Here is a 25,953-nt window from a genome sequence, read left to right as displayed (position 1 = left end):
ATCGTTCTCCTTGGTCAATTAATTATTTTTAACCCTGGGCGGGAAGACCTGAGCCAGCCCATGGTGTAAGCTCTCGAGTCCTTCGGATTCGACCCATTGCGAGCCCTATGCCGTCGTTATTCAAACGCTCCCTGTTGCCCAAGCTGCGCGGTTTTCCCCTCACACCCGAGGCGATCGACGTGCTGTCCGGCGCGGCCGAATACCGCCGCTGCCTGCTGGAGAAAATTTCCCAGGCCACCCAGCGTATCTACATCGTGGCGCTGTACCTGCAGCAGGATGAAGCCGGGCAAGAGATCTACGACGCATTGCACGCTGCCAAGGCCCGGCGGCCCGGACTGGACATCGTGGTGGTGGTTGACTCGCTGCGTGCCCAGCGCGGCCTGATCGGGGCCGGCAAGCAACCGGGCAACAGTGCCTGGTACCAGGCCATGACCCAGTCCCACAGCACCGAAGTGCCGGTGTACGGCGTGCCGGTGCAAACCCGCGAACTGTTCGGCGTGCTGCACCTCAAGGGCTTTGTGATCGACGACAGCGTGCTGTACAGCGGCGCCAGCCTGAACAACGTGTACCTTCACAAGTTCGACAAATACCGTTATGACCGCTACCACCTGATCCACAACAAGGCCCTGGCCGACTCGATGCAGCACCTGGTGGAACACGGCCTGGTCGCCGCCAAGGCGGTGCATCGCCTGGACCTGCCCAACCCGCCGACCACCCGCAGCCTGCGCAACGACATCGGCGACCTGCGCAGCCGCCTCAAACACGCGGTGTACGACACCACGGCGGGGCAGTTGCCCAACGGCAACCTGTCGGTCAGCCCCTTGCTGGGCGTGTGCAAGAACAACCCCCTGAGCCGGGTGATCTGCGAGCTGATCGCGAGCGCCCAGCACCAGCTGACCATCTGCACGCCGTACTTCAACCTGCCGCTGCCGGTGACGCGGGAAATCAACCGCGCCCTGGCGCGCGGGGTGAAGATCGACATCATTGTCGGCGACAAGACCGCCAACGACTTCTACATCCCGCCGAGCGAGCCGTTCAAGGTTATCGCCGCGTTGCCGTATCTCTATGAAATCAGCCTGCGACGCTTTGCCAAGCGCCACCAGCGCATGATCGACAGCGGCCAGTTGAACCTGCACCTGTGGCGCGACGGCGACAACACCTACCACCTCAAGGGCATGTGGGTCGACCAGCGCTATACGTTGCTGACCGGCAACAACATCAACCCGCGCGCGTTTCGCCTCGACCTGGAAAACGCCTTGCTGATTGACGATCCCAAGGGTGAATGGGTGGTGCCTCGGCGTACTGAACTGGCGCAGATTTTCCAGCACACCTCGCGTATCGAACGCTACCAGCAACTGGAAACCCTGGTGGAGTACCCGGCGGCCGTCGGCAAGTTTCTGCGTCGGGTCAGCCGGGTGCGGATCGAGCGGTTGCTCTACCGCATTCTCTAAGCTTCAGGCCGGTTGCCGTGCAGCCGGCCAGCACGCGATCAACAGCAGCAGCGCGGCCGCCACCAGGTAGGGCAGGCGCGGCTCGATCGCGTAGATCAAGGTCCCGGCCAGCGGCCCGACCACCACGCCCAGGCCTTGGGCTGCACCCACCGAGCCGGCCGTGGCGCCCTGTTCCGAGGCATCCACGGCATTCGCCGCCAATGCCGCAAAGGACGGGAAGATCCAACCCATGCCGGCGGCAGACACAAAGAAGCACAACCACAGGATCCAGGCCGTGTCGGCGAACAGGCTGCCGGCAAAGCCCAGGGCCGACACCACGGCGCCCACGCGAATCATCCGCAGCGGCGGCCACTCCAGTTTGCGCACCAGCAGTTGCGAGCAGATCAGCGCCAGCCCGACCATGGTCAGGGCAATGCCGGCGGTCTGTGCGGCATCGGCCGGGTTCATCTTCAGACGGTCCAGCGCGAAAAAGCCCACGGTTATCTGTGCAATCGACACACACAGCATCGCGACAAACGCCACCACCAGCGGGCGACGCAGCCGTGGGTCCGACAGGTTGACCGGCTTGGGCGGCTGCTTGAGGTGTAACTCCTGGCGTGGCAGTTTGGCCAGCAGCACCAGAAAGCCCAGCATGGGCAGCACCGCCATCACGTAAAACGGCAGGCTCAGGCTGTGACGCGCCAACAGCGCGGCAATCGCCGGGCCGAGCACCAGGCCGCAGGCGTTGGCCGCGCCCAGAGAGGCCATGGCCTTGGCCCGGTGCTCGGGCTCGATGTTGTCGGCCACCAGCGCATACCCGCCCACCGGAATCGCGGCGTAGAACACGCCGATCAGGCCGCGCCCCAGAATCAGCCCGATAAACGCCAACATGGCCGACGGCAGCAGTTGCAGGGACGCATCGATAAATACGCAGAGCGCCCAGTACGCCAGGGTAAAACCGCCGGTGCCGAGCAACAGCACGCGGCGTCGGCCGAGGCGGTCACTGGCCTGGCCCCACGGGCGGGCCAGGAGCATCCAGATCACCCCGGACACGGTGACCGCCGCGCCCGCCTGCCAGGTGGCCAGGCCGAGAATCCGTGCGATCGGGCCAATCAGCGAAACAAACGCCATCATCGCCATGGTGCAGGCCATGTTGGCCAACAGCAGCGGGCGCAGGTTGAACGGGCGGTCAGTGTGCAACGTCGCAAGTGCAGCGTCTTGGGAGCTGTTCATGGGTTATCCAAGGGCAGGGGAAAAGGGCAGTCGTGCGTCGACCATCACCAGCGGGCGGCCATGCACCTGTTCAAGGCGGCCACTCACACCATAGACGTCTTTGAGCAACGCCTGGTTGATCACCGCTTGCGGTGGCCCGGCAGCGGCCAGTTGGCCATTGTGCAACACCACCACCTGGTCACTGAAGCCCAGGGCGAGGTTGATGTCGTGCACCACCACCAGGGTGATCAGGTTGCGTTCGCGCGTCGCCTGGGTGATGGCTTCCACCACCTGGCACTGGTGATACAGGTCGAGAGCGCTGGTGGGTTCGTCCAATAGCAGCACTTTAGGCTGACGCACCAGGGCCTGGGCCAGCCCCACGAGTTGGCGCTGGCCACCGGAAAGCGCATCGATCGGGCGGTCGGCAAGGGCGGTCAGGTCGAGGTCGGCGAGGATTTTTTCGACGCCCTTGAGCACCGCAGGGCTCGGTCGCCCTGGCGCAAAACCGGCGCCACGGTGCCCGGCCATGGCCGCACTCAACACCGCTTCGAAGGCGCACAAGCGCGTGCGTTCCGGCAGGCTCTGGGGCAGGTACACCACCTGTTGCGCGCGCTCGACTTGCGGCAGGCGGTTGAGGTCGGTGCCGTCCAGCCAGATCTGGCCACGGGCCTTGTGCAGCCCGGCGATACCCCGCAACAAGGTCGACTTGCCGGCGGCGTTGGGGCCGATCAGCGCGGTGATGCTGCCAGGCAGCAGGGCCGGCAGGTGGATGTCGTGGAGCACGCTGCGGCTGCCGTAGTGCATGCTCAATTCATGTGTGCTTAGTCCGGTCACAGAACACCTCGGCGGTTACGCATCACAATCGCCATGAAAAACGGAATCCCCACCAGCGCGGTGACAATCCCCACGGGGATCAGCACGCCGGGCATCAGCGCCTTGCTGGCGATCGACGCCATCGACAGGATCAAGCCGCCACTGAGCACGCTCGCAGGCAAAAACAAGCGATGATCTTCCCCCACCAGTAGCCGCGCGATATGCGGGGCAATCAGCCCGATAAAACCGATGGTGCCGACAAACGACACCGCCAGTGCCGACAGCAGGCTGATGCGCAGCAGCGACAGTACCCGCAGGCGACCCACATCAATCCCGAAGCTGCGGGCGCGCTCTTCTCCCAGGGTCAGTGCGGTCAACGCCCAGCTCTGACGCAGGGAAAACGGCAGGCACAGCAGCAACGCGGCGGCGAGAATCCCGAGCTTTTCCCAGGATGCCCGGGCCAGGCTGCCCAGGGTCCAGAACACCAGTTGCTGAAGGCTGTCCTGGCTCGCCACAAACTGCAGCAGCGCCACCAGCGCGTTGAACGCAAACACCAGAGCAATCCCGAACAGCACCAGGCTTTCCACGCCAAACCCACGCCAGCGTGCCAACAGGTACAACAGCGCCACCGAGGCCAGGGCGAACAGAAAAGCGTTGGCCGAAATCAGGTACTGCGCCGGCACGCCAGGAATGCCCAGCCCCAGCACAATGGCCAGAGCGGCCCCAAAGGCTGCCGCCGCCGAAACACCGAGGGTGAACGGGCTGGCCAGTGGGTTATCCAGCACCGTCTGCATTTCCGCCCCCGCCAGGGCCAGGGCCGCGCCCACCAGCACCGCCATCAGCGCGTAGGGCAGGCGTACGTTCCATACGATCACCGCTTCCACCCGAGGCATGGAGGCCGGGTCCCACAGCACGTGCAGCAGACGCGTCAGGCTCATGCCGGAAGGGCCGGTGGTGATGTCCACCGCCAGGGAAACCACCAGCGCCAACGCCAGTACCGACAGCAGCAACACCCGCCGTCCATGGCGATGGCGATAGCGCTCACCTGCGTTATTGGCACTATCACAGGCCTGCACCTGCGTCACGGCACGAGGCTCGTGGTGAACACGCCGCTGGCCGGGATCGGCATAAAGCGCCGGTACAGTTCGGTGCGGGTCTGTTCCGGATCCAGGTCTGTGAACAGGTCCGGGTGCAGCCACTTGGCCAGGGCCTGCACCGCGATCAAGTGTTCCGGCGAGTCGTAGAAGATATGCCACAGGCCATGCACATTTCCTTCGCGCACCGCCCGCAGTTCATTCAGCGGCGCGCGATGGGCCACTTGCCTGAGGCTGTCGTTGGCCTGCTGCGGCGTGGCCGAATAACCGAGGGTCACGCCGCCCTGGCCGTGGCCGAACACGCCGGTGGCGACGTACACATCGGGGTCACTGGACAGGATGTACTCGACGTTCAGCGTGCCGATCGGGCCGGGAATGCGCCCGTTGGCAATGTTCTGGCCGCCAGCGAGCTTGATCATTTCCCCGAAGTTGCCGGTGCCCGGTGAGCCGCAGCAATCCTGCAGGCCGGCCAGCATGTCGATAAAGATCTTCGGCCGTTTTACCGTCCCGGCCTTGTCCAGGGTGTCGGTGACCTTCGCCAGCGCGGCCTGGTAAAACGCGATGTAGTCCTCGGCCTGCTGATTACGGTCCAGGGCCTGGCCCAGCAGGCGCATGCTCGGCACGGTGTTGCTCAACGGATGGTCGCTGAAGTCGACGAAGATCACCGCCACGCCGGCCGCTTCCAACTGCTTGACCGCTTCACTGTCGGGGCTCGGGCCATGGCCGCCGCTCAAGGCCATGATCGCCAGGTCCGGGTGCACCGCCAGGGCTTTTTCCACGCTGAAGGTCTCGGCGGAAGTGCCGCCTACCAGGGGTACCTTGTCGGCTTCGGGAAAGTGCTTCTGGAAGGCGGCGTAACCCTGCACATCCAGCCCGCGAAAATCCCCTTGCCAGCCGGCGATGCGGGTAAACGGGTTCTTGCCTTCCAGCAATGACAACGAGTAGATCATCCGGCCTTCACCCAGCAGGATATGCGAGACCTTTTCCGGCACGTCGACCTTGCGACCTGCCAGGTCTGTGACGGTGTGGGCGCAGGCCAGGCCGCTCATCAACAGGCCGAGGCCCAGCAGCAGGCTGCGTTGCAACAACGGGAGGTGTTTCATCAACGGTTTCCTTGAACGGTGGGGTGCAGGCGGCGGACGCGTTTGCGCCACCACAACAACAGCCCGGTGAGATAGAGCAGCGGCAATGCCAGGCCGCAGAGAAACGCCAGGGCCGCACCGGGCAACCCCAGCAGCAGGTGCCCGTGGGCCGCGGAGAACAACGGCTTGAGCGCGACGGGGTTGGCGACAAACCAGTCGGGCCGGGCCAGCCAGGCGCCGCTGCCGGCAATCACCGCCAATGGCAGGCACAGCCAGGCTGCCGCGACGTTGTGCCATTCGCGCAGCCGGCGTTGGCCCTGGCTGCCGGGGCGCAGGCTGGCGGCTTTCCACCAACTGCGCCGCCCCGGCCACCACAAGTACAGGCCGCTGCCCACCGAACCCAGCAGCACCAGGCCACAGGCAAACAGGGCGATGGCGCCAAGCGGCGGCGGCAACAGGAGTGCCCGGTGCAACGCCACCAGTTTTGCCAGCCACAGGTCATCGAAGATAAAGAACGCGCGAGGCTCGGCGCTGTAGGGATCGATCATGGCGATGCCGATGCCGGGCCGATCCTTGAGCGCACCGAACACAATCGCGTTGTCCGATTCGAGAAAGCCCTGGCGCGGCTTTGCGGCGCCAAAGACTTTCTGGAACTGCGGGTACGCGCTCATCGCCGCGCTGATCCACTGCCCGTCGTCCAGCACCGGGCCGTGCTCACCCGGGGGCAGGTCCAGGGCCTGGCTGCCGACTTCCCAGCGCAGGATCGGCCCCTTGAGTTCCAGCAGCGCGCCACTCAAGCCGATCAGCGCCAGCAACAGGCCGACGCTCAGCGCCAGCCAGCGATGCACACGAAGCCACCACCCACGCATAGCGGTTACCAGCGATAACGCAGGCTGGCGATGACACTGCGGTCATACCCGGCACTGCAACTGGAGAGGGAGCAGCCTTCGTAATAGTGCTTGTCGGTCAGGTTGGTGGCGTTCACTGCCAGGCGCAGGCCCTTGGCCGCCGGGATCAACGTGTCGAAATCGTAGTGCACTGCCGCGTCGAGCAAGGTGTAGGAGGGCACGCTCAAGGTGTTGGCGGCGTCGGCTTCGGTGGAGCCGATATAGCGCACGCCGACGCCAAATCCGAGCCCCGTCAGCGGGCCGAACGGCAGCGTGTAGTCGGCCCAAAGCGACGCCATTTTTTCCGGGGTGTCGGTGGGGCGGTTGCCTTTTTCCAGCGGGTTGTTGCTCTTGCTGACTTCGGCGTCGTTGTAGGTCAGGGTCGCCAGCAGGTCGAGGCCCTTGGCGAGGCTGGCCTTGCCCTCCAGTTCCACCCCGCGCACGTTGACTTCACCGGTCTGCACGCTATTGAGCGGGTTGGTGGGGTCGGTGGTCTTGACGTTCTGCTGGGTCAGGTCGAACAGCGACAGGGTGATGTAGCTGTCGATACCGGGCGGCTGGTACTTGATGCCGACTTCCGACTGTTTGGCGGTGCTCGGTTTGAACGTGGTGCCGTAGAAGTCGGTGCCCAGCACGGGGTCGAACGAGGTGGCGTAGCTGATGTACGGCGACAGGCCGTTATCGGCCAGGTAAACCAGGCCCGCACGGTAGGTGAACTTGTTGTCGTCCTGCTTCTGCCCGGCGTCGGTCAGGCGGTTGTCGGTGCGTGCGCTGGAGTGATCCTGGCGACCGCCGACGGTCAGTACCCAGCGGTCGTTGAACGTCATCTGTTGCTGGGCGTAGAGCCCGGTCTGGTCGGCGCGCTGCAAGGTGCTGGCGAATGGCGTGTTCGGTGCGAACACGCCGCCGTGCACCGGGTTGTAGACGTCGATCGACGATGCGCGGCCGGCGTTGAGGTAATAGTCCTCACGGGTACGCCGGTAATCGACCCCCAGCAGCGACAGCATCTGCACCTCGCCGAGGTTCCAGCGGGCCTGGGTATTGTTGTCCAGGGAGTACACGTCGCCGACGATGCGGAAACGGTAGGCGGCGCGGTTCAAGGTGCGCAGGTCCGGTGCCAGGGACATGCCGCTGGCGGTATTGGTCAGCAGGTTGACGTGGCCATAACGTGCGCTGGAGTTCAGGCTCCACACATCGTTGATGCGATGTTCCAGCAAATAACCCAGGGAGTATTGGGTGCGGCCATTGTCCAGGCCCGGCTCGTCGAGGAAGACGTTGTGTTTGACCTTGCCGTTCGGGTTGGGCTTGAGGGTGCCCACAGTGGGTAAAAACACCCGTGGCGCGCCGAATTCATCCTCGGTGTAGTCGGCCAGCACGGTCAGGCTGGTGTCGTCATTCGGTCGCCAGGTGAAGGACGGTGCGATGAAGGTCTTGTCGTCCTTGATGTGATCGAACTGGGTGCCGCTGCTGCGTTCCAGGCCCACCAGGCGATAGAGGAACTGGCCCTGGTCATCCAGCGGCCCGCTGAAATCGAACTGGCCCTGGGCACGGTCGAAGCTGCCGCCCTGGATCTGCACTTCATGGAACGGCTGGTCCAGGGGCCGCTTGCTGATCTGGTTGACCACGCCGCCCGGCGCGTTCTGGCCGAACAACACCGAGGCCGGGCCCTTGAGCACGTCGATGCGTTCCAGGCCATACGCTTCGGCTTTTGGCCACGCCTGGGTGGTGGTGCCGCGCAAACCGTCACGCAACATGCCGGTGCTGGTCACGTCAAAGCCGCGAATCGAGAGGTTGTCGAAGCGCTGGCTGGCGGCGGTTGTGTTGGCTTGCACGCCGGCGGTGTAGCGCAACGCTTCGCTGACCGATTGCACCTGCTGCGCGTCCATCTGGTCACGGGTGACCACTGAAATCGACTGAGGGATTTCATTCAGGGCCGTGTCGGTCTTGGTCCCGCTGAGGCTGCGCTTGGCCACGTAACCGGTCTGTTGCCCGGTAGGGCTGTCGGCCTGGGTGCCGGTGACCACGCTGCTGTCGAGCATCACGGCGTGATCGGTGTCGGCCTCGGCGGCCAGCACGTGGCTCATCTGGCTCAGCGACAGGCCCAGGGCCACGCCATGGATCAGGGTTGCCAAGGGCTTGCGTTTGGACTTCAAGAGCGGGACTGCGATATCGACTGGCAAACCTGGGGTGTCTCGGTACAGAACGCGGGTGCCCATGCTTCACTCCATGATGAGGTGTTTAATGCGAATGCAAACGTATCTCATCTAGGTGGTATGACGCAGGGCTATTGCTTTGGGTCGAGCGACCATTTCTTTCGTTTGCGAGGCGGGACAGGAACTTTTACAAAGTCCTCAGCGCAACGCCTTGGGCGAAACCCCGAAGCGCTTGCGAAACGCCGTGGAGAAATGCGCCGGGCTGTAACCTACGCGGTAGGCTGCGCTGGAGACATTGGTCTCGCCACTGGCCAGCAGCCGATAGGCTTCGGCCAGGCGCTGTTCCTGCAAGTACACGTAGACACTGGTGCCGAATACCTGACGAAAGCCCGCAGTCAATTTGCGCGGGTTCAGGCCGACTGCGCGAGACAACTCGGCCAGTGAGGGCGAAGCCTGCAGCGAACCGAGCAACAGGTCGCGCGCCGCATGAATGCGTTCGATATCGGCCGAATTGCAATGGGATTCCTGCACCGGGCGCGACTCGGTTTGCGCGAGGATACCTTCCACCCCGAGTGCCGTCAGTTCCAGCGCCTTGCCACCCAGATAGAAGGAGCGGGCAGGGCCCTGCAACGGGCAGGTGAAAATCTGTTGGGCGAGGGCCAGCAATGGTTTGCTGGCGGGCTGGCAGAACATCATCGGCCCACCGCCACGTTTATCCAGCAGGCGTTCCGGCTCGAGGCCGACGCTGCGAATCGACGGGAAATCCAGCTGCACGGTGGTGTAGCGCACCGGCACGCCACTGGCGAACAGGTGGTCGCCACAATGTTCACCCTGGTTGGCCACGGCGCACAGGGTGGGCCCGCGAATCTCGACTTCCTGCTGGCCTTCGACCCGGCAATTGAGCTGGCCGCTGAGCACCAGGATGATCTTCAAACCCTGCCACAGGGGTTCCTGCATCCACATCTGGCTGTCCATCAACACCGTCCCGGCGGACAGAGTGATTTCCGGCACGACGGTAGCGGCACCGGTGTTCAAGGTGTTGGGAAAATTGAGGGTGAAATCCCTTTGGGTCGGTAGCGGCGCAGCGTGAGGGCTGAGCATGGCGGACTCCCTGTGAACCGGAAAAGAGGGCCATACGCTAGCAGGAAATTTCTTACCTGTAATTAAGAATGATTATCCTTTAGCGAAAAGCACCGATCCCGTCTCATCGCTGCAAGCCGCTGAAAACGGCGCTGTTGCGCAATCAAAAGAAAAAGCCGCGCAAACGAATGTCCTGCCGGTTGCCGTGCTGCGGCTTTTGCCTATTAATAATCACTCTCATTTCCGCAGCCCTTGGCGACTCATGGATGAACCGCTCAATGCCCCATTCTCCCTAGCCTTTTTCACCCTTGCCCCGCAGGCCTTTTGTTCACGGCAACGGCCCCTTATTGCCGAAAAAAACTCTGGAGACCCCATGACTTTCAACGATGACTGCCCCGATTGGCCCCAGGTATTTACGAAGCGTTACCGCGACGCCGGCTACTGGCGCGACGAGACCTTTGGCGATCTGCTGCGCAACGCTGCCCAGGCCTTTGGCGACCGTGAAGCGATCACCGAAGGAGCGCTGCGGGTGAGCTATCGCCAACTCGATCAACGCGTCGATCAACTGGCCAACGGGTTGTCCCGGCTGGGGTTGGTGGCGGGGGACAACGTGGTGGTGCAACTGCCGAACTGCGTGGGATTTGTCGAAGTGTGCTTCGCCCTGTATCGCCTTGGCGTACGGCCAATCTTTGCCTTGCCGGCCCACCGTCATCTGGAAATCGGCCGCTTCTGCGAGTTTGCCCAGGCCAGGGCGTATCTGTGCGCCGACGTCACGGCGGGCTTTGATTATCGCGGCATGGCGCGGGGTTTGAAGGCTGCCCATGCGGATCTTGCGTGGGTGATTGTGGCGGGCGAGGCCGAAGAGTTCACCGCACTCGAAGACCTCTATCTGGACACCCCACACCTATCCTTTTGCGCACCGGCGGCCGACGCAGTGGCCTGTTTCCAATTGTCCGGCGGCTCTACGGGCGTGCCGAAACTGATCCCTCGGCGCCACCACGAATACGTCTACAACGTACGGGCCAGCGCCGAGCGTTGCGGCCTGACCGAGGCCACGGTGTACCTCGCCGCGTTGCCCATGGCCCACAACTTTCCCATGTGCTGCCCGGGGTTTATGGGCACCTTGCTGATGGGCGGCCGCGTGGTCTTGAGCCCCTCACCCAGCGCCGAAACCTGCTTTGCGCTGATCGAACAGGAACGCGTGACCCACACCGCATTGGTGCCGCCACTGGTGCTGGTCTGGCTGGACGCTGCCCAGGCGCGGGGGCAGGGCTTGCCGGGCCTGCAACTGTTGCAGGTGGGCGGTGCCAAGCTGAGCTTCGAGGCAGCCCGGCGTGTGGAGCCCACTCTCGGCTGCCGCCTGCAGCAAGTGTTCGGCATGGCCGAAGGGCTGATTTGCTACACCGACCCCAACGACCCGCCGCAACGGGTCTTGCACACCCAGGGCAAACCGCTGTCCCCGGCCGATGAAATCCGGGTGGTGGACGACAACGAACAGGACGTGCCCCAGGGCCAGGTTGGCCAGTTGCTCACCCGTGGCCCGTACACGATTCGCGGTTACTACCGCCACCCGACGCACAACGCCCAGGCTTTCACCACCGACGGTTTCTACCGCACCGGTGACCGGGTGATGCTCACCGCCGACGGCTACCTGATGGTCGAAGGTCGTGACAAGGACGTGATCAACCGGGGCGGCGAAAAGATTGCCGCCGAAGAGGTGGAAAACCTCCTGCTCAGCCATCCCGCCGTGGCCGATGTGGCATTGGTGGCGATGCCCGACGCCTACCTCGGCGAGCGCACCTGCGCCTTCGTGATTCCCCGTGGCACCGCACCGCGCCCGCCGGAGCTGCTGCGCCATTTGCGTGAGCAAGGGCTTGCCGCCTTCAAGCTGCCGGACCGCTTCGAGTTTATCCCGGGGTTCCCGCAGACCGGCGTGGGCAAGGTCAGTCGCAAGCACCTGCGGGAGGCCATCCAACAGCTGTATTTCGGGGCGAAAACCCCTGAGGGAAGTGCCGCCCGTGGCTGATAACAATCCGCTGCACACGCTGCTTGCCCCCGTACGTGGCCGGCTGATCGGCGCCATGCTGCTGCAGGCCCTGGCGAGCTTGATCGGCTTGCTGCCGTTGATCGCGGTGGCGGAGCTGGCGCCGTCGTTGCTGGAGGGCAAGCTCGACCTGCAGGACGGGTTCTGGTGGTTGCTGGCCGGCGCGGGCGCCTTGCTGTTGCGCATGCTCGGGCTGGCGGCGGCCTTGCAGATGACCCACTTGGCCGACAGCGACCTGCAATGCCAGATTCGCCAGCGCCTGGCGGCACATTTGTCGCGGGTGCCACTGGCCTGGTTCAGTGCCCGTGGCGGGCAAAAAGTCGACCGTGTATTGCTCGATGATGTAGGCGCTCTGCATCAACTGGTGGCGCACCTGCCGAACAACCTCGCCGCCGCACTGGTGGCGCCACTGGCCTGCCTGCTGTACCTGCTGACGGTGAGTGTGCCGATGACCGTTGTGGTGCTGCTGCCACCGGTGGTTGCGCTATGGCGCCTGCGGGCGTTGCGCTCCCGGGCTTATCGGGATGACCAGAAAGCACTGGGCGCGGCGCTGGGCAACCTGTCCCAGGCCACCCAGCAGTTTGTGCAGAGCATCGCCATGGTCAAGTCGTTCGGCCGGGCTGATCGGGTGCAGTCGAAGTTTTTCGCGGCGGTCGAACGTTTTGCCGGTTTCTTTTCCTGCTGGGCCCAGCGCTGGGCCGGGCTTGGGGCGAGTGTCGAGGTGCTGCTTTCGCCGTTGCTGGTGTTGGCCCTGGTGCTGCTGGGCGGTGCGCTGTTGGTAGGGAGCGGCTGGCTGATGTCGGTGCAATTGCTGCCATTCCTGTTGCTGGGGCCGGCGCTGGCCGCGCCGGTCGCGGCCCTCGGGCATGGTGCGGATGCGCTGGTGCAAGGCCGCATGGCCGCCAGCCGGATTGCTGCGGTGCTGAGCAGCACCACGTTGCCGCAACCCCGCGTGTCTCGCGAACCTCAAGGCCGGCAGGTCAGCTTTGAGCGGGTGGACTTTGGTTATCCCGATGGCACCCAGGTGCTGCAGGGCATTGACCTGGATTTGCCACCCGGCACGCTGACCGCCCTGGTGGGTGATTCGGGTGCCGGCAAATCCACCCTTGCCACCTTGCTGGCACGCTTTGCCGACGTGAGCGCCGGGTCGATTCGCATCGGCGGCGTCGACCTGCGGGACATGCACAGTGCGGCGCTGTACCGCCAGGTCGCCTTTGTGTTCCAGGACGTGCGCCTGCTGCGCACCAGCGTCCTCGACAACCTGCGCCTGGCACGCCCCGAAGCCACGCTGCCCGAGGTGGAAACCGCCGCCCGGGCCGCGCAGATTCACCAGCGCATCCTCGCGTTGCCCCAGGGGTATCACACGTTGCTCGGTTCCGGCGTGCAACTGTCCGGCGGGGAAGTGCAGCGCCTGGGCATTGCCCGGGCCATGCTCAGTGAAGCGCCGATCCTGATCCTCGATGAAGCCACCGCCGCCAGTGACCCGGAATCCGAAGCCGCGATCCAGCAGGCCCTGTCACGCCTCGCCCGTGGGCGCACGGTGCTGGTGATCGCCCACCGCTTGAGCAGCATCCAGGACGCCGACCAGATCGTGGTGCTGCAAGGCGGGCGGATTGTCGAGCGCGGCACCCATCATGGCTTGCTGGACCAGCAGGGCGCCTACGCCGGGCTATGGGCGGCCGAACAGTTCTCGGCGACAGCGCTGAAGAGGGCACGGGCATGATTCGCGCCCTGTTACGCAGCCTGCAACCCCGTGAAGCCGGCCTGGTGCAGCGCGCGCTGATGGCAATGGCGTTGAGTGCGCTGGCCCAGGGCGCGGCACTGGCCCTGTTGCCGATGGCCTTTGCCCAATGGCTCGGCACCGCCACGCCCTGGGCCTGGGCCCTTGGCTTCACCGGCATGGCAGTGCTGTGCCTGTGGTTGCGCCGGTATGCCCAACTGGCGGGCTATCGCGCCGGTGCCGAGGCGGCCCAGGCGTTGAACCGGCGTATCGGTGAAAAGCTGGTGCAACTGCCGCTGGAATGGTTTGTGGAACGGCGTAGCGCGGAGCTGAATCGGCTGGTGACCCACACCGTGCTGCAAATCATGAGCACCCCGGCACACCTGCTGCAACCCATGGCCAACGCGCTGTTAACGCCCCTGGCGCTGCTGCTGGCGCTGTTTTTCTACGACCGCTCCATGGCGCTGGCCGCACTGGCTGCGTTGCCCTTGTTGGTGCTGGTGTACCACTGGGGCGTGCGGTGGGGCGGGCAGGCCGAAGCGCTGAGCGAAGCCGCAGCCAATGAAGCGGCAGCGCGGGTGATGGAGTTTCTGCGCCAGCAACCGTTGCTGCGTTCCAGCGGGCGCACCGGGCAAGGGTTCGACTTGCTCACCGAGGCCCTGGCCCAGCAGCAACAGGCCCAGCGTCACGCCCACTGGCGAACCTTTCCTGCTGCGTTGGGCCTGGCCGTGGTGTTGCAGGCCGGCTATAGCGCCATTCTGTTAGGCGGCCTGTATGCCGTGTTGGGTGGCACCCTCGACCCGGCGAAGTTCCTCGCGCTGGCGATTCTCGCCACCTGCCTGGTGGAGCCGATGGGCGCGCTGGTCAATCTCGGTACCACCTTGCGCCAGACCCGCCACGCGTTGAATCGCCTGCGCCATCTGCTGCAAATGCCGGGTTTGCCTGAGCCGCTTGAGCCTCAATCTGCCAAAGGTTTCGACGTGCAGGTGCAAGACGTCGGCCTGGTACGCCACGGGCAGCCGGTGTTGCAGGGCATCACGTTCACGCTGCAAGAGCGTTCGCTGAACCTGGTGGTGGGCGCGTCCGGCTCCGGCAAGTCCAGCCTGTTGCGCGTGTTGGCGCGCTTCAGCGATGTCAGCAGCGGGGCGATCTGCCTGGGCGGTGTCGACCTGCGGCAACAGTCGGCACTGGCCCGGGATACCCAGGTCGCCCTGATGTTCCAGGACAGCCCGCCATTGCCGGCCAGCCTGCTGGACAACCTGCTGCTGGGGCGCCCCGATGCCAGCGAAGAGCAATGGCAGCACGCCGCCCGCGCCACGGGCCTGGACCGCCTCGCCGAACGCCTGCCCCAAGGCTGGCAGACCCTGCTGGGAGAGCAGGGCGTGAGCCTGTCCGGGGGCGAACGCCAATGCCTGGCGTTGTCGCGGGTGCTGCTCAAGGACGCGTCGCTGATCCTGCTGGATGAGCCGACGGCGGCCCTCGACGCCATCAGCGAGGCCCGGGTCAATCGCACCCTGTTGCAACTGGCCCGCCAGCACACCGTGGTGCTGGTCACCCACAAGCCGACGCTGGCGCCCCACGCCGACCAGATTCTGCTGCTCGACCACGGCCAATTGGCCCAGGTCGGCCGCCATGACGCGTTGATGGCCGTGCCCGACCGTTACCGCGAGTTGTTCCACGAGCGCGAAGCGATCAATCGCTGGCGCTTGCGTCCAGACCCTACCGTTCCCCAAAGGACCGTCCCCCATGACCGATAACCCAGCACTGGCATGCGTTCATCCTTCACCCGGCGGCCTCGCACACAGCCCCGAGGCGCTGTGCGCCGGTGTCGCGCAGTTGCTCAACTATGCCCCCCAGGACCTGGAGCCCGACGCCTCGCTGATCGAGCAAGGCCTGGATTCGGTGAGCATGATGCGCCTGCCGGCGTTGCTCGCCCGCGAAGGTGTGCAGGTGAGCTTTGCCGAACTGATTGAGCAGCCGACCCTTGAGGCCTGGTGGGCCCTGATCGATGGCCGTCGCGGCCCGCCGGCCCACCTCAAGCCCGTTGCCACTGACAGCGATTTCCCGCTCACGCCCTTGCAGCAGGCCTACTGGTTTGGCCGCGACCCGGCCATGCCGTTGGGCGGGGTCGGCTGCCACCTGTATCAGGAGCTGGACGGGCCTCAGGTTGATGCGCAACGCCTTGAGCACGCGGTGGTGCGCCTGACCCAGCGCCATCCGATGCTGCGCGCCTGTTTCCCCACGGCCACCTGCCAGCGCATCCTGCCGGTGAGCCCCTGGCCCGGGTTGACCGTGCATGAATTGCCGGATGCGCTGGCCCTGCGCGAGCGCCTGGCCCACCGTTGCCTGGAGGTGCGGCGGGGCGAAGTGTTCGATGTGCAACTGAGCCACTTGCCCAACGGCCGCAGCCGGGTGCACTTGAACATCGATTTGCTGGTGGCGGACGTGTTGAGTATCAGCGTGCTGCTGCGGGATCTCGCGCTGATCTACAGCGGGCAGGAAGCGCAACTGCCACGCCTCGAATGGGATTTTGCGCACTACCTGAGTGCCACCCGAACCACCGATGCGGGCGCACGTGACTACTGGTTGCAGCGCCTCGATGATTTGCCCGACGGCCCGCAACTGCCCCTGGCGCAGGAGCCGCAGTCACTCGGCGCGCCGCGCTTTCGTCGCCTGGCGATGCGCCTCGGCCGTGCCCAGTTGCACGCCCTCGAAGACCAGGCGCGGCAACACGGTCTGACCCTGGCCAGCGTATTGTGCTGCGCCTATGCCCAAGTGCTGGCCCGTTGGAGCGCCAGCCAGCATTTCCTGTTGAACGTGCCGCTGTTCAATCGCCAGGAACTGCACCCCTGCGTGCCGCACCTGCTGGCCGACTTTTCCAACCTGGTGCTGCTGGAGGTCGACCAGCGCCAGGCAGGTTCTTTCGCGCAACAGGCGCAAACCCTGCAACGCCAGTTGCACCGCGATATTGCCCACAGTGCCTGGCCCGGTGTGGAGGTGCTGCGTGAGTTGTCCCGCACCCGGCAAGGCGGCGCACCGGTGGTGTTTGCCTGCAACCTCGGCGAAGCATTTGTCGACGCCACCTGCCGAGAACACCTGGGGGAACCGGGTTGGGCGTTGTCGCAAACACCCCAGGTGTGGCTCGATCACCAGAGCTACCCGCTGCCCGACGGCCTGCTGCTGAACTGGGACGCGGTGGACGCGCTGTTCCCCGAAGGCCTGCTGGATGAAATGTTCGCTGCCTATGGCGACCTGCTGGCGTGGTTGTGCACCGGTGACTGGCGCCAACCCGCGCCGCTGCCGTTGCCGCACGCCCAGCAACAGGTGCGCACCGCGGTCAATCACACGCCCTGGGCCTATGACGAAGGGCTGCTGCACGCAGGCTTTTTCCAGCAGGCGCGCCTGCACCCGCAACGGGTAGCGCTGATCACCGAGGAAGGTGAACTGAGCTACGCCGAGCTGGCAACCGAGGCCTTGCACGTGGCGGGAGCCCTCGGCCAGTGGGGGATCGAAACAGGCGATGCGGTGGCGATTACCTTGCCCAAGGGCCAGGCGCAAATCATCGCGGTGCTCGGCGTATTGGCAGCGGGCGCGGTGTATGTGCCGGTGGGTATCGAACAGCCCGCAGCCCGTCGCGACATGATTTATCAGCGAGCCGGGGCCAAGGTGGTGATCACCGATGCGGCCCACCGCGATCGCGGTGTTTGGCTGGCAGACCTGCAAGTGGTGGACCTGGCCCAGGCCCGCTCGGCCACGGCCCTGAAGCAGCCGGGCGAGGTCTCACCGGAGGCGCTGGCCTATGTGATTTTCACCTCCGGCACCACCGGCGAACCCAAGGGCGTGGAGGTGTCCCATCAAGCGGCGCTGAACACCGTCGAGACGATCAACCGGCGTTATCAGGTGTGCGCGCAGGACCGCGTGCTCGGCGTGTCCGCCCTCGATTTCGACCTGTCGGTGTACGACCTGTTCGGCCTGTTGAGCGTCGGTGGCGCGGTGGTGCTGCCGGCGGATGCCTGCCGCAAGGAACCGTCTGAATGGCTGCGCCTGGTGCGCCAGCAACGGGTAACCCTGTGGAACTCGGTGCCGGCCCTGCTCGACATGCTGACCCTAAAGGCCCGCGAGCCGAATGCCCTGGCCGGACTGCGGCTGGCGATGGTCTCGGGCGATTGGGTCGGGCTGGACCTGCCGCGCCGCTTGCGCGTGGCTGCCGGCGAAAGCACCCGGTTTGCCGCCCTCGGAGGCGCCACCGAAGCGGCAATCTGGTCCAACGTCCAGGACGTCGACGACGTGCCCGCGCACTGGCGCTCGATTCCCTACGGCAAGCCCCTGGATAACCAGTGCTTCCGGGTGGTCGACAGCCAGGGCCGCGATTGCCCGGATTGGGTGGCGGGGGAATTGTGGATCGGCGGGGCCGGGGTTGCCCAAGGCTACCGCGGCCTGGCGCACCTCAGCGCCCAGCGGTTCGTCGAGCAGGCCGGGCAGCGCTGGTACCGCACCGGTGATCAGGGCCGCTACTGGCCCGACGGCACCCTCGAATTTCTCGGGCGCATGGACCACCAGGTGAAGGTCCGGGGTTTCCGCATCGAACTCAGTGAAATCGACATAGCCCTGGAGCGCCATCCGGCCGTCAGTCGCGCGGTCACCCTGGTACTGCCGGGTGCCAACCCACAACTGGCAGCGGCCCTGACGGGCGACGCGGTGCCGGATGCCGACGCCATGCACCAGTGGCTGTGCCAATGGCTGCCGGAACACATGCTGCCGGACCACTGGCTGAACCTCAGCGAACTGCCCCTGAGCGCCAACGGCAAGGTCGACCGCGCCGCCCTGTTGTGGCTGGTGCAGGAGCAACGCCAGGGCGCCAAACCCGAGAGTGAAGACGCGCCTCAAGGCGAAGCCGAGCAACTGCTGGCCGGGCTTTGGCGCGAGCTGCTCGACATTCCGCTGGTGGGGCGCCATCAGGGCTTCTTCGCCCTCGGCGGCAACAGCTTGTTGGCGGCGCGCCTGATCGAACGTATTGCCCGGCAGTTCGACGTCGAACTATCGCTGAAAGACTTTTTCAACGCGGCCACCGTCGCCCGCCAGGCCCAATGGCTGGCCGCCCGACGGGAACAGGACCACGTCAACCGGAACGCAATGGTGGAGGGTGCGCTATGACACTGCAGCAACTGCAACAGGAACTCGAGTCACTGGGTGTGGAACTCTGGGAAGAGCAGGGCCGCCTCCGCTATCGGGCGCCGGCCGGGGTGATGGACGAAGACCGCTTGCAACAACTGCGCGAGCACAAGGACGCGCTGTTGCAACAGCTAATGGAACCGGCGATGCCCACCGTCTCGGCGGACCTGGCCGCCCGCAGCGAACCGTTTCCGCTGACCGACGTGCAGGCTGCCTACCTGATGGGCCGCACCCAGGCGTTCAGCTATGGCGGGGTGGCCTGTCATGGCTACCTGGAATTTGAACTGCAGGAACTCGACCCGGCGCGCCTGGAGCAGGCGTGGAACCATCTGGTGGCCCGTCACGACATGCTGCGGGCGGTGGTGCTGGAAGACGGCTACCAACAAATCCTGCCCCAGGTGCCGCATTACCTGATCGCCCGGCACGACCTGCGCGACGACGACGGCCAGGGGTTGGCGGCGTTGCGCGAGCGCATGGAAATCCGCCAGGCCTCGCCCCGGCAGTGGCCGCTGATCGAGTTGTGCGTGAGCCAGGGCCGTGAGCATGCGCGTCTGCACCTGTCAGTGGACTTGCTGGTATGCGACTACCAGAGCGTGCGCATGCTGCTGGCCGAGTTGCAGCAGGTTTACCGGGGCGAAGCCTTGCCGTCGGCAGCCCCCATCAGTTTTCGCGACTACGTGTTGGGTGAACGCCGCCTGCGGGAACAGCCGCGCTACCAGCGTGACCGCCAGTATTGGTGGGCGCGGGTCGACAGCCTGCCCGGCGCCCCGGAATTGCCGATGATGGGCGCACCCAGCGGCCCGCGTTTCGAGCGTCGCGCCCTGAGCCTGGAGGCCCGGGATTTCAACGCCCTGCGCCTGAATGCGGCGGCCGCCGGTGTGGGGGTGTCCGCCGCGATTCTCGCCTGCTATGCCGAAACCCTTGGGCGCTGGAGCCGCAAGGGGCATTTCTGCCTGAGCCTGACCTTGCTCAATCGCCTGTCGCTGCACCCGCAGGTCGACCGGCTGGTGGGGGATTTCAGCTCTGTGGAACTGCTGGAAGTCCAGACCTTGCAAGGCGGCAGTTTCGGCGAACGCAGCCAGCAGTTGCAGGAGCGCCTGTGGCAGGACATGGACCACCGCCTGTGTTCCGGCATCGAAGTACTGCGCGAACTGGCGCGGCGCAAAGGCCGTGAGGCGGCCTTGATGCCCTATGCCTTCACCAGCACCCTCGGCGCCGGCGGTGAAAGTGGCGGCGGGGCGTTCATGCCCGGCTCACGCCTGGTGCATGGCATCAGCCAGACCCCGCAGGTGCTGATCGACTGCCAGGTCAGCGAGCGCGACAGTGGCCTGTACATCAATTGGGACATTCGCCAGGGCGTGTTCAATGACGAGATGCTGGAGGCGATGTTCGACACCTTCGAACGCCTGCTCAAGCGCCTGGCCCGTGAACCCTCGGCCTGGACCCTGGATGACTGCCTGGAACTGCCGGCGCCCCAACGGCTGGTGCGGGAGCTGATCAACCAGACCGCGCAGCCGATTCCGCCGGGTTTGCTGCATGAACCGTTCTTTCGCCAGGCCCGCGCAGCACCACAGCGCATCGCCCTGATCCAGGGTTCACGACAACTCACCTACGCGCAACTGGCAGGCCGCGCCGAGGCGATTGCCGAGCAGTTGCTGGACGCCGGCTGCCAGCCCGGTGAGCGGGTTGCGGTGTGCATGGACAAGGGCATGGAGCAGGTGGTGGCCGTGCTCGGAATTTTGCGCGCCGGCGCGGCCTACCTGCCGCTGGACACCAACCAGCCAGCGGCACGCCGCGCGCTGATTATTGAAAATGCCGACGTCAGCCGGGTGCTCAGCCAGTCGTGGTTGAGCGCGGACCTGATGTGGCCTGCCCAGGTGACTCAGTGCCTGTATGTCGACCAGGCGGGCACTGCCGCCACCCGTGAGCTGCCCACGCCAACCGTGACACCGCAACAGCTGGCCTACGTGATCTACACCTCAGGCTCCACCGGCATTCCCAAAGGCGTGATGATCAACCACCAGGCGGCCCTCAACACCGTGGTCGATATCAACCACCGCTTCGCGATCGGCGCCGAAGACCGGGTGCTCGCCCTGGCCAGCCTGGGGTTCGATCTGTCGGTGTACGACATCTTCGGCCTGCTGGCGGTGGGGGGCGCGCTGGTGCTGCCCGACGCCGGCCGCCGGGCTGATCCGTCTCGCTGGGCGGCGTGCGCCCGCGAGCATGGCGTGACCCTGTGGAACTCGGTGCCCGCGCAGTTGCAGATGCTGACCCATTACCTGCAAGCGGTCCCCGCAGCGGCACCGCACAGCCTGCGCCTGGCGCTGTTGTCCGGCGACTGGATTCCGCTGAATCTGCCCGCCGAGATCGGTGCGTTGCTGCCCACGCTGCAACTGATCAGCCTGGGCGGCGCGACGGAGGCGGCGATCTGGTCGATTGCCTATCCGATCACCGAGGTGGACGCGCAATGGCGCAGCATTCCCTACGGCGCGCCGCTGGCCAACCAACGTTTCATGGTGCTCGACGAGCAGGGACGTGACCGTCCGCAGGGCGTTGCGGGTGAGCTGTTTATCGCCGGCAGCGGCCTGGCCATGGGGTACCTGGGGGACGCCGAGAAAACCGCCGAGCGCTTTATCGAGCACGCCCACAGTGGCGAGCGTCTGTACCGCACCGGCGATCTGGGTCGGTACCTGGAAAACGGGCTGATCGAGTTCCTTGGCCGTGAGGATTTCCAGGTCAAGGTGCGCGGCCATCGCATCGAGTTGGCGGAAGTCGAGAGTGCGTTGCTCAGCCATCCCAATGTGGAGTCGGCCGTGGTAGTCGCCGCGGGCGAAGGTGCGTTCGAGCGGCGTTTGCAGGCCTGTGTGCGCGGCACGCTGCGCGATACGCCATTGCCTTGGCCTGCCCGGTTGGCACCCAACGCCCTGGCGGCGGCCAACGGGGTGAAAGGCCATTTGACCGAGGTGCTGATCACGCAAATGTCCGATTGCGTCGAGCGTGCCGCGCTGCTGTCCATGGGCCTGGCCCTGCAACGTCCGGGGCTGTTTGATCAACCGGGCGTCGAGCATGACCTGGCGCAGGTCATGACGGCATGCGAGGTCGCGCCCCGCAATGAACGGCTGATCCGCCGCTGGCTGCAAGCCCTGCACCGCGAGCAACTGGTGGACCAGAATCCACACACCGGCGCCTATTCGTCACTGCGGGTCTCGGGCGCCGAGTACCGTCAACTGTGGCAACGCATCGAGGCCCTTGAACCCAGTGTGGGCTGGGGCGCTGAAGTGCTGCGTTACCTGCGCGAGAGCCAGGAGCAACTGCCGGCACTGATGAGCGACCGGCTCGACCCGTTGCACCTGCTGTTCCCCGAAGGCCGCACCGACACCGCCGAAGGTGCCTACCGCAAGAACCTGATCAGCCAGTACCTGAACCAGGCGGTGTGCGCAGCCGTGCAGGAAATCGCCGCGCTGCAACCGGCGGGCCAGCGCCTGCGCTTGTTGGAAATCGGCGCGGGCGTGGGGGGCACCAGCGCCGACCTGATTCCGGCCCTGGACGGCTTGGCGGTGGACTACCAGTTCACCGACCTGTCGCAGTTCTTCCTCAACGAAGCGCGGGAGCATTTTGTCGAGTTTCCGTGGGTCAGCTACGGGCTGTTTGACCTGAACCTCGATCATTGGGGCCAAGGCATCGCCGCCAACTCCCTGGATGTGATCCTGTGTGCCAACGTGCTGCACAACTCGCGGCACGCCAGCCGGGTCCTGGCCCGGTTGCGGGAAATGCTTGCACCCGGCGGCTGGCTGATCTTTATCGAGGCCACGCGCGACACCTACCAGATCATGGCGTCCATGGAGTTCAAGGAGGGCCTGACCGCGTTCGAGGATTTCCGTGCCGCACAGGACACCACGTTTATCCGCCGCGAGCAGTGGCACCAGTTGTTGCAGGAGGCCGGCGCGCAGACGCCGCTGTGCCTGCCTGCGGCAGACGATGCCATGTCGCAGATCGGCCAGCACTTGTTTATCACGCGCTTCAAGACCGACCGCCACACCCTCGAACCCGAGGCGTTGCGCGCGCATCTGGGCCAGCGTTTGCCGGACTACATGGTGCCCACCGAGTGGCGGGTGCTGGATGAAATGCCGCTGACGGCCAACGGCAAGGTCGACCGCCAGGCCCTCGCCAACCTGGGCATTGCCCAGGCCACGCAACAGGCCAACAGCGGCGCCGCGCCGCTGGATGCGCTGGAACGCAGCATCGCCGAGGTCTGGCAAACCCTGCTGCGGGTGCCGAGCGTGGGCCGTGAGCAGGGCTTCTTTGAACTGGGTGGCGATTCATTGCTGGTGGCCCAGGTGGTTGGCCGCCTGCGGGAAAGCCTGCCCCAGGCCCGAAACGTGCCGTGGGGGGATTTACTGCGGCAGTTGATCAATCAGCCGACGGTGGCCGCCCTGGCGGATTACCTGCGGGGGCAGGGCAGCGAGAGTCTTTCGCCGCTGGTGCGTATTCGTGATGAGGTGCAAGGCCCGGCGCGAATCTTTGTCCATGACGGCAGCGGCACCCTGGCACCGTATCGCGCGCTGTTTGCCGCGCTGGGGGAAGAAGCGCCACTGGAAGGGCTGGTGCTCAACGACGTCCGGGGTTACCTGGCCCTGGCGCCGGCCACGGCGATTCGTGAACTGGCCGAACGTTATGCCGACACCTTGCACGCCGAAGGCCGGCGCCAGGTGAGCATCGTCGGCTATTGCCTCGGCGGATTGCTGGCGACGGAACTCGCCTCGTGCCTGGTGGCCAGGGGCATCGAGGTGCTGCAACTGACGGTGATCAGCAGCTACCGCGTGCCGTTCATGATCGAGGATGACCTGCTGGCCGAGTACGTGTTCGCCCGTGTCATGCAGGCCGACCCGCACACACTGGGTTACCCGCTGGATGAACAGGCCATGGAACGGGCGATTGCCAAGGTGCTGCGCCAGACACCCGGCCGCGTGCCCCAGGGTGCATTGCTGGCGCTGGAGGACGAGCCTGATTGCGCCACGGCCCTGGCTTGCCTGCGGGCCCTGGGACGCAAGTCGGCTGACCAGCGTTTGCAGGCGATTGCCGACGCGATGCGCCATGCGGGCTCGCAACTGAGCGACCTGGACTGGCTGCGGGAGCAATTGCAGGTGTTGCGCCACAGCCTCGCCGCCGTCGCGTTGCACCAGGCCACGCCTTACGACGGCGACATGGTGTTTATCCGCCAGTGCGGCGAGGTTCAGGTACTGCCGGGCATGCACCGGGACATGAGCCAATACTGGCAAGCCCTGTGCCTCGGGGAGTTGCAGGTTGTCGACGTGCCGGGCGACCACTTCAGCTGCATGCAGAGCCCGCAGGTCGAAGCCGTGGCCCGGGCGTTCGAGCGGCTGGCGCAGGTGGCGGCATGAACGTCGGGATTGTAGGCGGGTATGGGCATGTCGGTCGGCAGGTCGCCCGGGTGCTGGTGGGTCACTACCGCCTGCGCCTGGGCGGTCGTGACCCCGGGCAAGGCCAGCGTTTTAACCACCGGGAGTTGAACGGGCGGGCCGAGGTCCGTGAACTGGACCTGTGGGACGCCCGCAGCCTGGCAGCGTTTTGCAGCGGCTGCGAGTTGGTGATCAATTGCGCAGGGCCCAGCTACAAGGTGCTCGACCGGGTGGCACTGGCGGCCTTGGCCAGCGGCGCCGATTACCTCGATGTGGGCGGCGATGACCCGCTGCACCATGTGTTGCCCGCGCAGTTGCCACCCGGTCGTCGCGTGGTGTTGTCGGCCGGCATGTTGCCGGGGTTGTCCGGTCTGTTTCCCAAGGTGTTGGCGGCGTCCTTTGAACGTGTCGACACCGTGCGTTGCTATGCCGTCGGGCTGGGGCGGCTGTCGACAACGGCCGCCGAGGATTTTCTGTTGAGCCTGGGCAACGGCTACGGCCAGGCCTCGATGGGTTGGGCCGAGGGCCGTGCAGTCAAGTCCGCCGTGCCCGCCGATGAACACTTCGAGCGGCCCTGGCTGGTGGGCGGTGCGGTGACGGCCTATCCCTACCTCACCACCGAACAGCAGCGCCTGTTTACGGCGTTGCGGGTGCCGCAAGCGGAGGGCTACAACCTGTTCGACGGCGGGCACCTGCGAGCGGCACTGGGGCGTATCCAGGGTTCGCCGCCGGCACTCAGGCACTCGGCAGAAAACGTCGCCAGCCTGGTGCAGGCCAGTGCCCTCGACCTGGCAGGGCGCACGCCCTACCAGTTGCTCGCGGTGGAAATGGAAGGCCTGCAACACGGCGAACCTCAGCAGGCCAGCGCCTGGCTGCGTGCCGGTGATGGTTCGGCGTTGACCGGCACGGTGGCGGCCATCTGCGCGCTGCAATGGGCCCGGTTGCCCGAAGGCACGCACTACGCCGCTCAGGTGATGGACGCCGACGACTGCCTGCGCCAGGTGCTGCGCTGGTTGCCGCACACCCGGATCCACGTCACCACTGAGCTGGAGGAGGGCGTGCTATGAAAAAAGTCGCCAGCCCGTGGCTGCGGCGTTACCCGCAGCCTCACACCCCGCGTTGCCGATTGGTCTGTCTGCCCCACGCGGGCGGCAGCGCCGGATTTTTCAGTGGTTGGCAGGCGCTGTTGCCGGTCGACATTGAAGTGGTCAGCGTGCAATACCCCGGCCGCGAAGAGCGTCTGGCCGAGACCTGGCCCGGCAGCCTGGAATGGATGGCAGGCACCATTACCCGGGCGCTCTGGGACCTGTCCGACCGGCCGTTGGTGCTGTTCGGCCACAGCATGGGCGCTGCCTTGGCCTATGAGGTGACGCGGCGCCTGCACCGTCAGGGCAAGGCCCTGCAACGGCTGATTGTTTCCGCCCATCCGGCGCCTCACCGACAACGCCACAGCCAATTGCACCAGGGGCCGGATGCCGGGTTGCTGGCGGATGTGCGACGCCTGTCGGGGGGGGCGCCTTCGCCATTGGATGACCCCGAGATGCAGGCACTTTATCTGCCCGCGCTGCGCAATGATTACCGCCTGATCGAAACCTATCGCGGCGATATCGGCGAGCTGCTGGACGTGCCTGTGAGCGTGTGCCTGGGCACCACCGACCGCGAAGTGGATCAGGAAGAAGCCCACGCCTGGTCGGAGGTCACGCGCCAGGTCACCGACTTTCGAACCTTCGACGGCGGGCATTTTTACCTGCGCGACAGCCAGGTCGACCTGATCGAGCACCTGGAGTTGTTGCTGGGCAATCCCGCCGAACCGGCCTGGCAGTGCTGGCCGTCGACCCCATGAGCA

15 protein-coding genes are annotated in these 25,953 nt (G+C 65.6%); 8 read left to right on the top strand and 7 right to left on the bottom strand.

Going from position 1 to position 25,953, the window contains the following annotated elements:
• The first annotated feature begins 107 nt into the window (after positions 1-107).
• Positions 108-1,451, top strand: coding sequence for a CDP-diacylglycerol--serine O-phosphatidyltransferase (gene pssA, locus P3C29_RS19540; RefSeq protein ID WP_010169536.1), 1,344 nt, complete (start codon positions 108-110; stop codon positions 1,449-1,451).
• Positions 1,452-1,454: 3 nt separating this feature from the next.
• On the opposite strand, the gene P3C29_RS19535 is transcribed toward pssA, so the two are convergent.
• The 7 genes from P3C29_RS19535 to P3C29_RS19505 all read right to left on the bottom strand — a co-directional run bounded on the left by P3C29_RS19535 (position 1,455) and on the right by P3C29_RS19505 (position 9,772).
• Positions 1,455-2,663: an MFS transporter gene (locus P3C29_RS19535; protein WP_275965244.1), complete on the bottom strand. Its 1,209-nt coding sequence runs from the start codon at positions 2,661-2,663 to the stop codon at positions 1,455-1,457.
• 3 nt (positions 2,664-2,666) lie between these two features.
• Positions 2,667-3,446, bottom strand: a complete 780-nt coding sequence (locus tag P3C29_RS19530) for an ABC transporter ATP-binding protein (RefSeq protein WP_169388295.1) — start codon at positions 3,444-3,446, stop codon at positions 2,667-2,669.
• A 26-nt stretch (positions 3,447-3,472) separates the two neighbouring features.
• Complete coding sequence (locus P3C29_RS19525) at positions 3,473-4,540, bottom strand: iron ABC transporter permease (protein ID WP_275965243.1); 1,068 nt, start codon at positions 4,538-4,540, stop codon at positions 3,473-3,475.
• Complete coding sequence (locus P3C29_RS19520) at positions 4,537-5,652, bottom strand: ABC transporter substrate-binding protein (RefSeq protein ID WP_275965242.1); 1,116 nt, start codon at positions 5,650-5,652, stop codon at positions 4,537-4,539. Before P3C29_RS19520 ends, P3C29_RS19525 begins: the two co-directional genes overlap by 4 nt.
• Positions 5,652-6,479 carry a PepSY-associated TM helix domain-containing protein gene (locus P3C29_RS19515; RefSeq protein ID WP_275965241.1) on the bottom strand — a complete coding sequence of 276 codons (828 nt, stop codon included), beginning with the start codon at positions 6,477-6,479 and terminating at the stop codon, positions 5,652-5,654. Before P3C29_RS19515 ends, P3C29_RS19520 begins: the two co-directional genes overlap by 1 nt.
• 26 nt (positions 6,480-6,505) lie before the next feature.
• The gene (locus tag P3C29_RS19510; RefSeq protein WP_275965240.1) at positions 6,506-8,734 is read right to left on the bottom strand and encodes a TonB-dependent siderophore receptor; all 2,229 of its coding nucleotides are present in this window, start codon (positions 8,732-8,734) and stop codon (positions 6,506-6,508) included.
• Positions 8,735-8,869: 135 nt separating this feature from the next.
• Positions 8,870-9,772, bottom strand: a complete 903-nt coding sequence (locus P3C29_RS19505; protein WP_010169525.1) for an AraC family transcriptional regulator — start codon at positions 9,770-9,772, stop codon at positions 8,870-8,872.
• Between the two features lie 352 nt (positions 9,773-10,124).
• Between P3C29_RS19505 and P3C29_RS19500 the strand changes: the two genes are divergently transcribed.
• From P3C29_RS19500 to P3C29_RS19470, 7 genes are read left to right on the top strand one after another with little or no spacing between them, the layout of a single operon-like run.
• Positions 10,125-11,777 (top strand): AMP-binding protein, encoded by a 1,653-nt coding sequence (locus P3C29_RS19500; RefSeq protein WP_275965239.1) that lies wholly within the window; start codon positions 10,125-10,127, stop codon positions 11,775-11,777.
• Positions 11,770-13,518 (top strand): ABC transporter ATP-binding protein, encoded by a 1,749-nt coding sequence (locus P3C29_RS19495; protein ID WP_275965238.1) that lies wholly within the window; start codon positions 11,770-11,772, stop codon positions 13,516-13,518. The genes P3C29_RS19500 and P3C29_RS19495 overlap by 8 nt, the downstream gene beginning before the upstream one ends.
• Entirely contained in the window at positions 13,515-15,272 is a 1,758-nt protein-coding gene (locus P3C29_RS19490; protein WP_275965237.1) for an ABC transporter ATP-binding protein, read from the top strand. The genes P3C29_RS19495 and P3C29_RS19490 overlap by 4 nt, the downstream gene beginning before the upstream one ends.
• Positions 15,262-18,669 (top strand): amino acid adenylation domain-containing protein, encoded by a 3,408-nt coding sequence (locus P3C29_RS19485; RefSeq protein WP_275965236.1) that lies wholly within the window; start codon positions 15,262-15,264, stop codon positions 18,667-18,669. The genes P3C29_RS19490 and P3C29_RS19485 overlap by 11 nt, the downstream gene beginning before the upstream one ends.
• Positions 18,666-24,089 carry a non-ribosomal peptide synthetase gene (locus tag P3C29_RS19480; protein ID WP_275965235.1) on the top strand — a complete coding sequence of 1,808 codons (5,424 nt, stop codon included), beginning with the start codon at positions 18,666-18,668 and terminating at the stop codon, positions 24,087-24,089. Before P3C29_RS19485 ends, P3C29_RS19480 begins: the two co-directional genes overlap by 4 nt.
• Positions 24,086-25,174, top strand: coding sequence for a saccharopine dehydrogenase NADP-binding domain-containing protein (locus tag P3C29_RS19475; protein ID WP_275965234.1), 1,089 nt, complete (start codon positions 24,086-24,088; stop codon positions 25,172-25,174). Before P3C29_RS19480 ends, P3C29_RS19475 begins: the two co-directional genes overlap by 4 nt.
• Positions 25,171-25,950, top strand: a complete 780-nt coding sequence (locus P3C29_RS19470) for an alpha/beta fold hydrolase (protein WP_275965233.1) — start codon at positions 25,171-25,173, stop codon at positions 25,948-25,950. Before P3C29_RS19475 ends, P3C29_RS19470 begins: the two co-directional genes overlap by 4 nt.
• Positions 25,951-25,953: the final 3 nt, after the last annotated feature.

Origin of the sequence: Pseudomonas sp. 1912-s, from assembly GCF_029269205.1 — a bacterium.
Taxonomy (GTDB): domain Bacteria; phylum Pseudomonadota; class Gammaproteobacteria; order Pseudomonadales; family Pseudomonadaceae; genus Aquipseudomonas.
The sequence above is the reverse complement of the archived record's forward strand: the minus strand, read 5'-3'. Positions and strand labels throughout refer to the sequence as shown.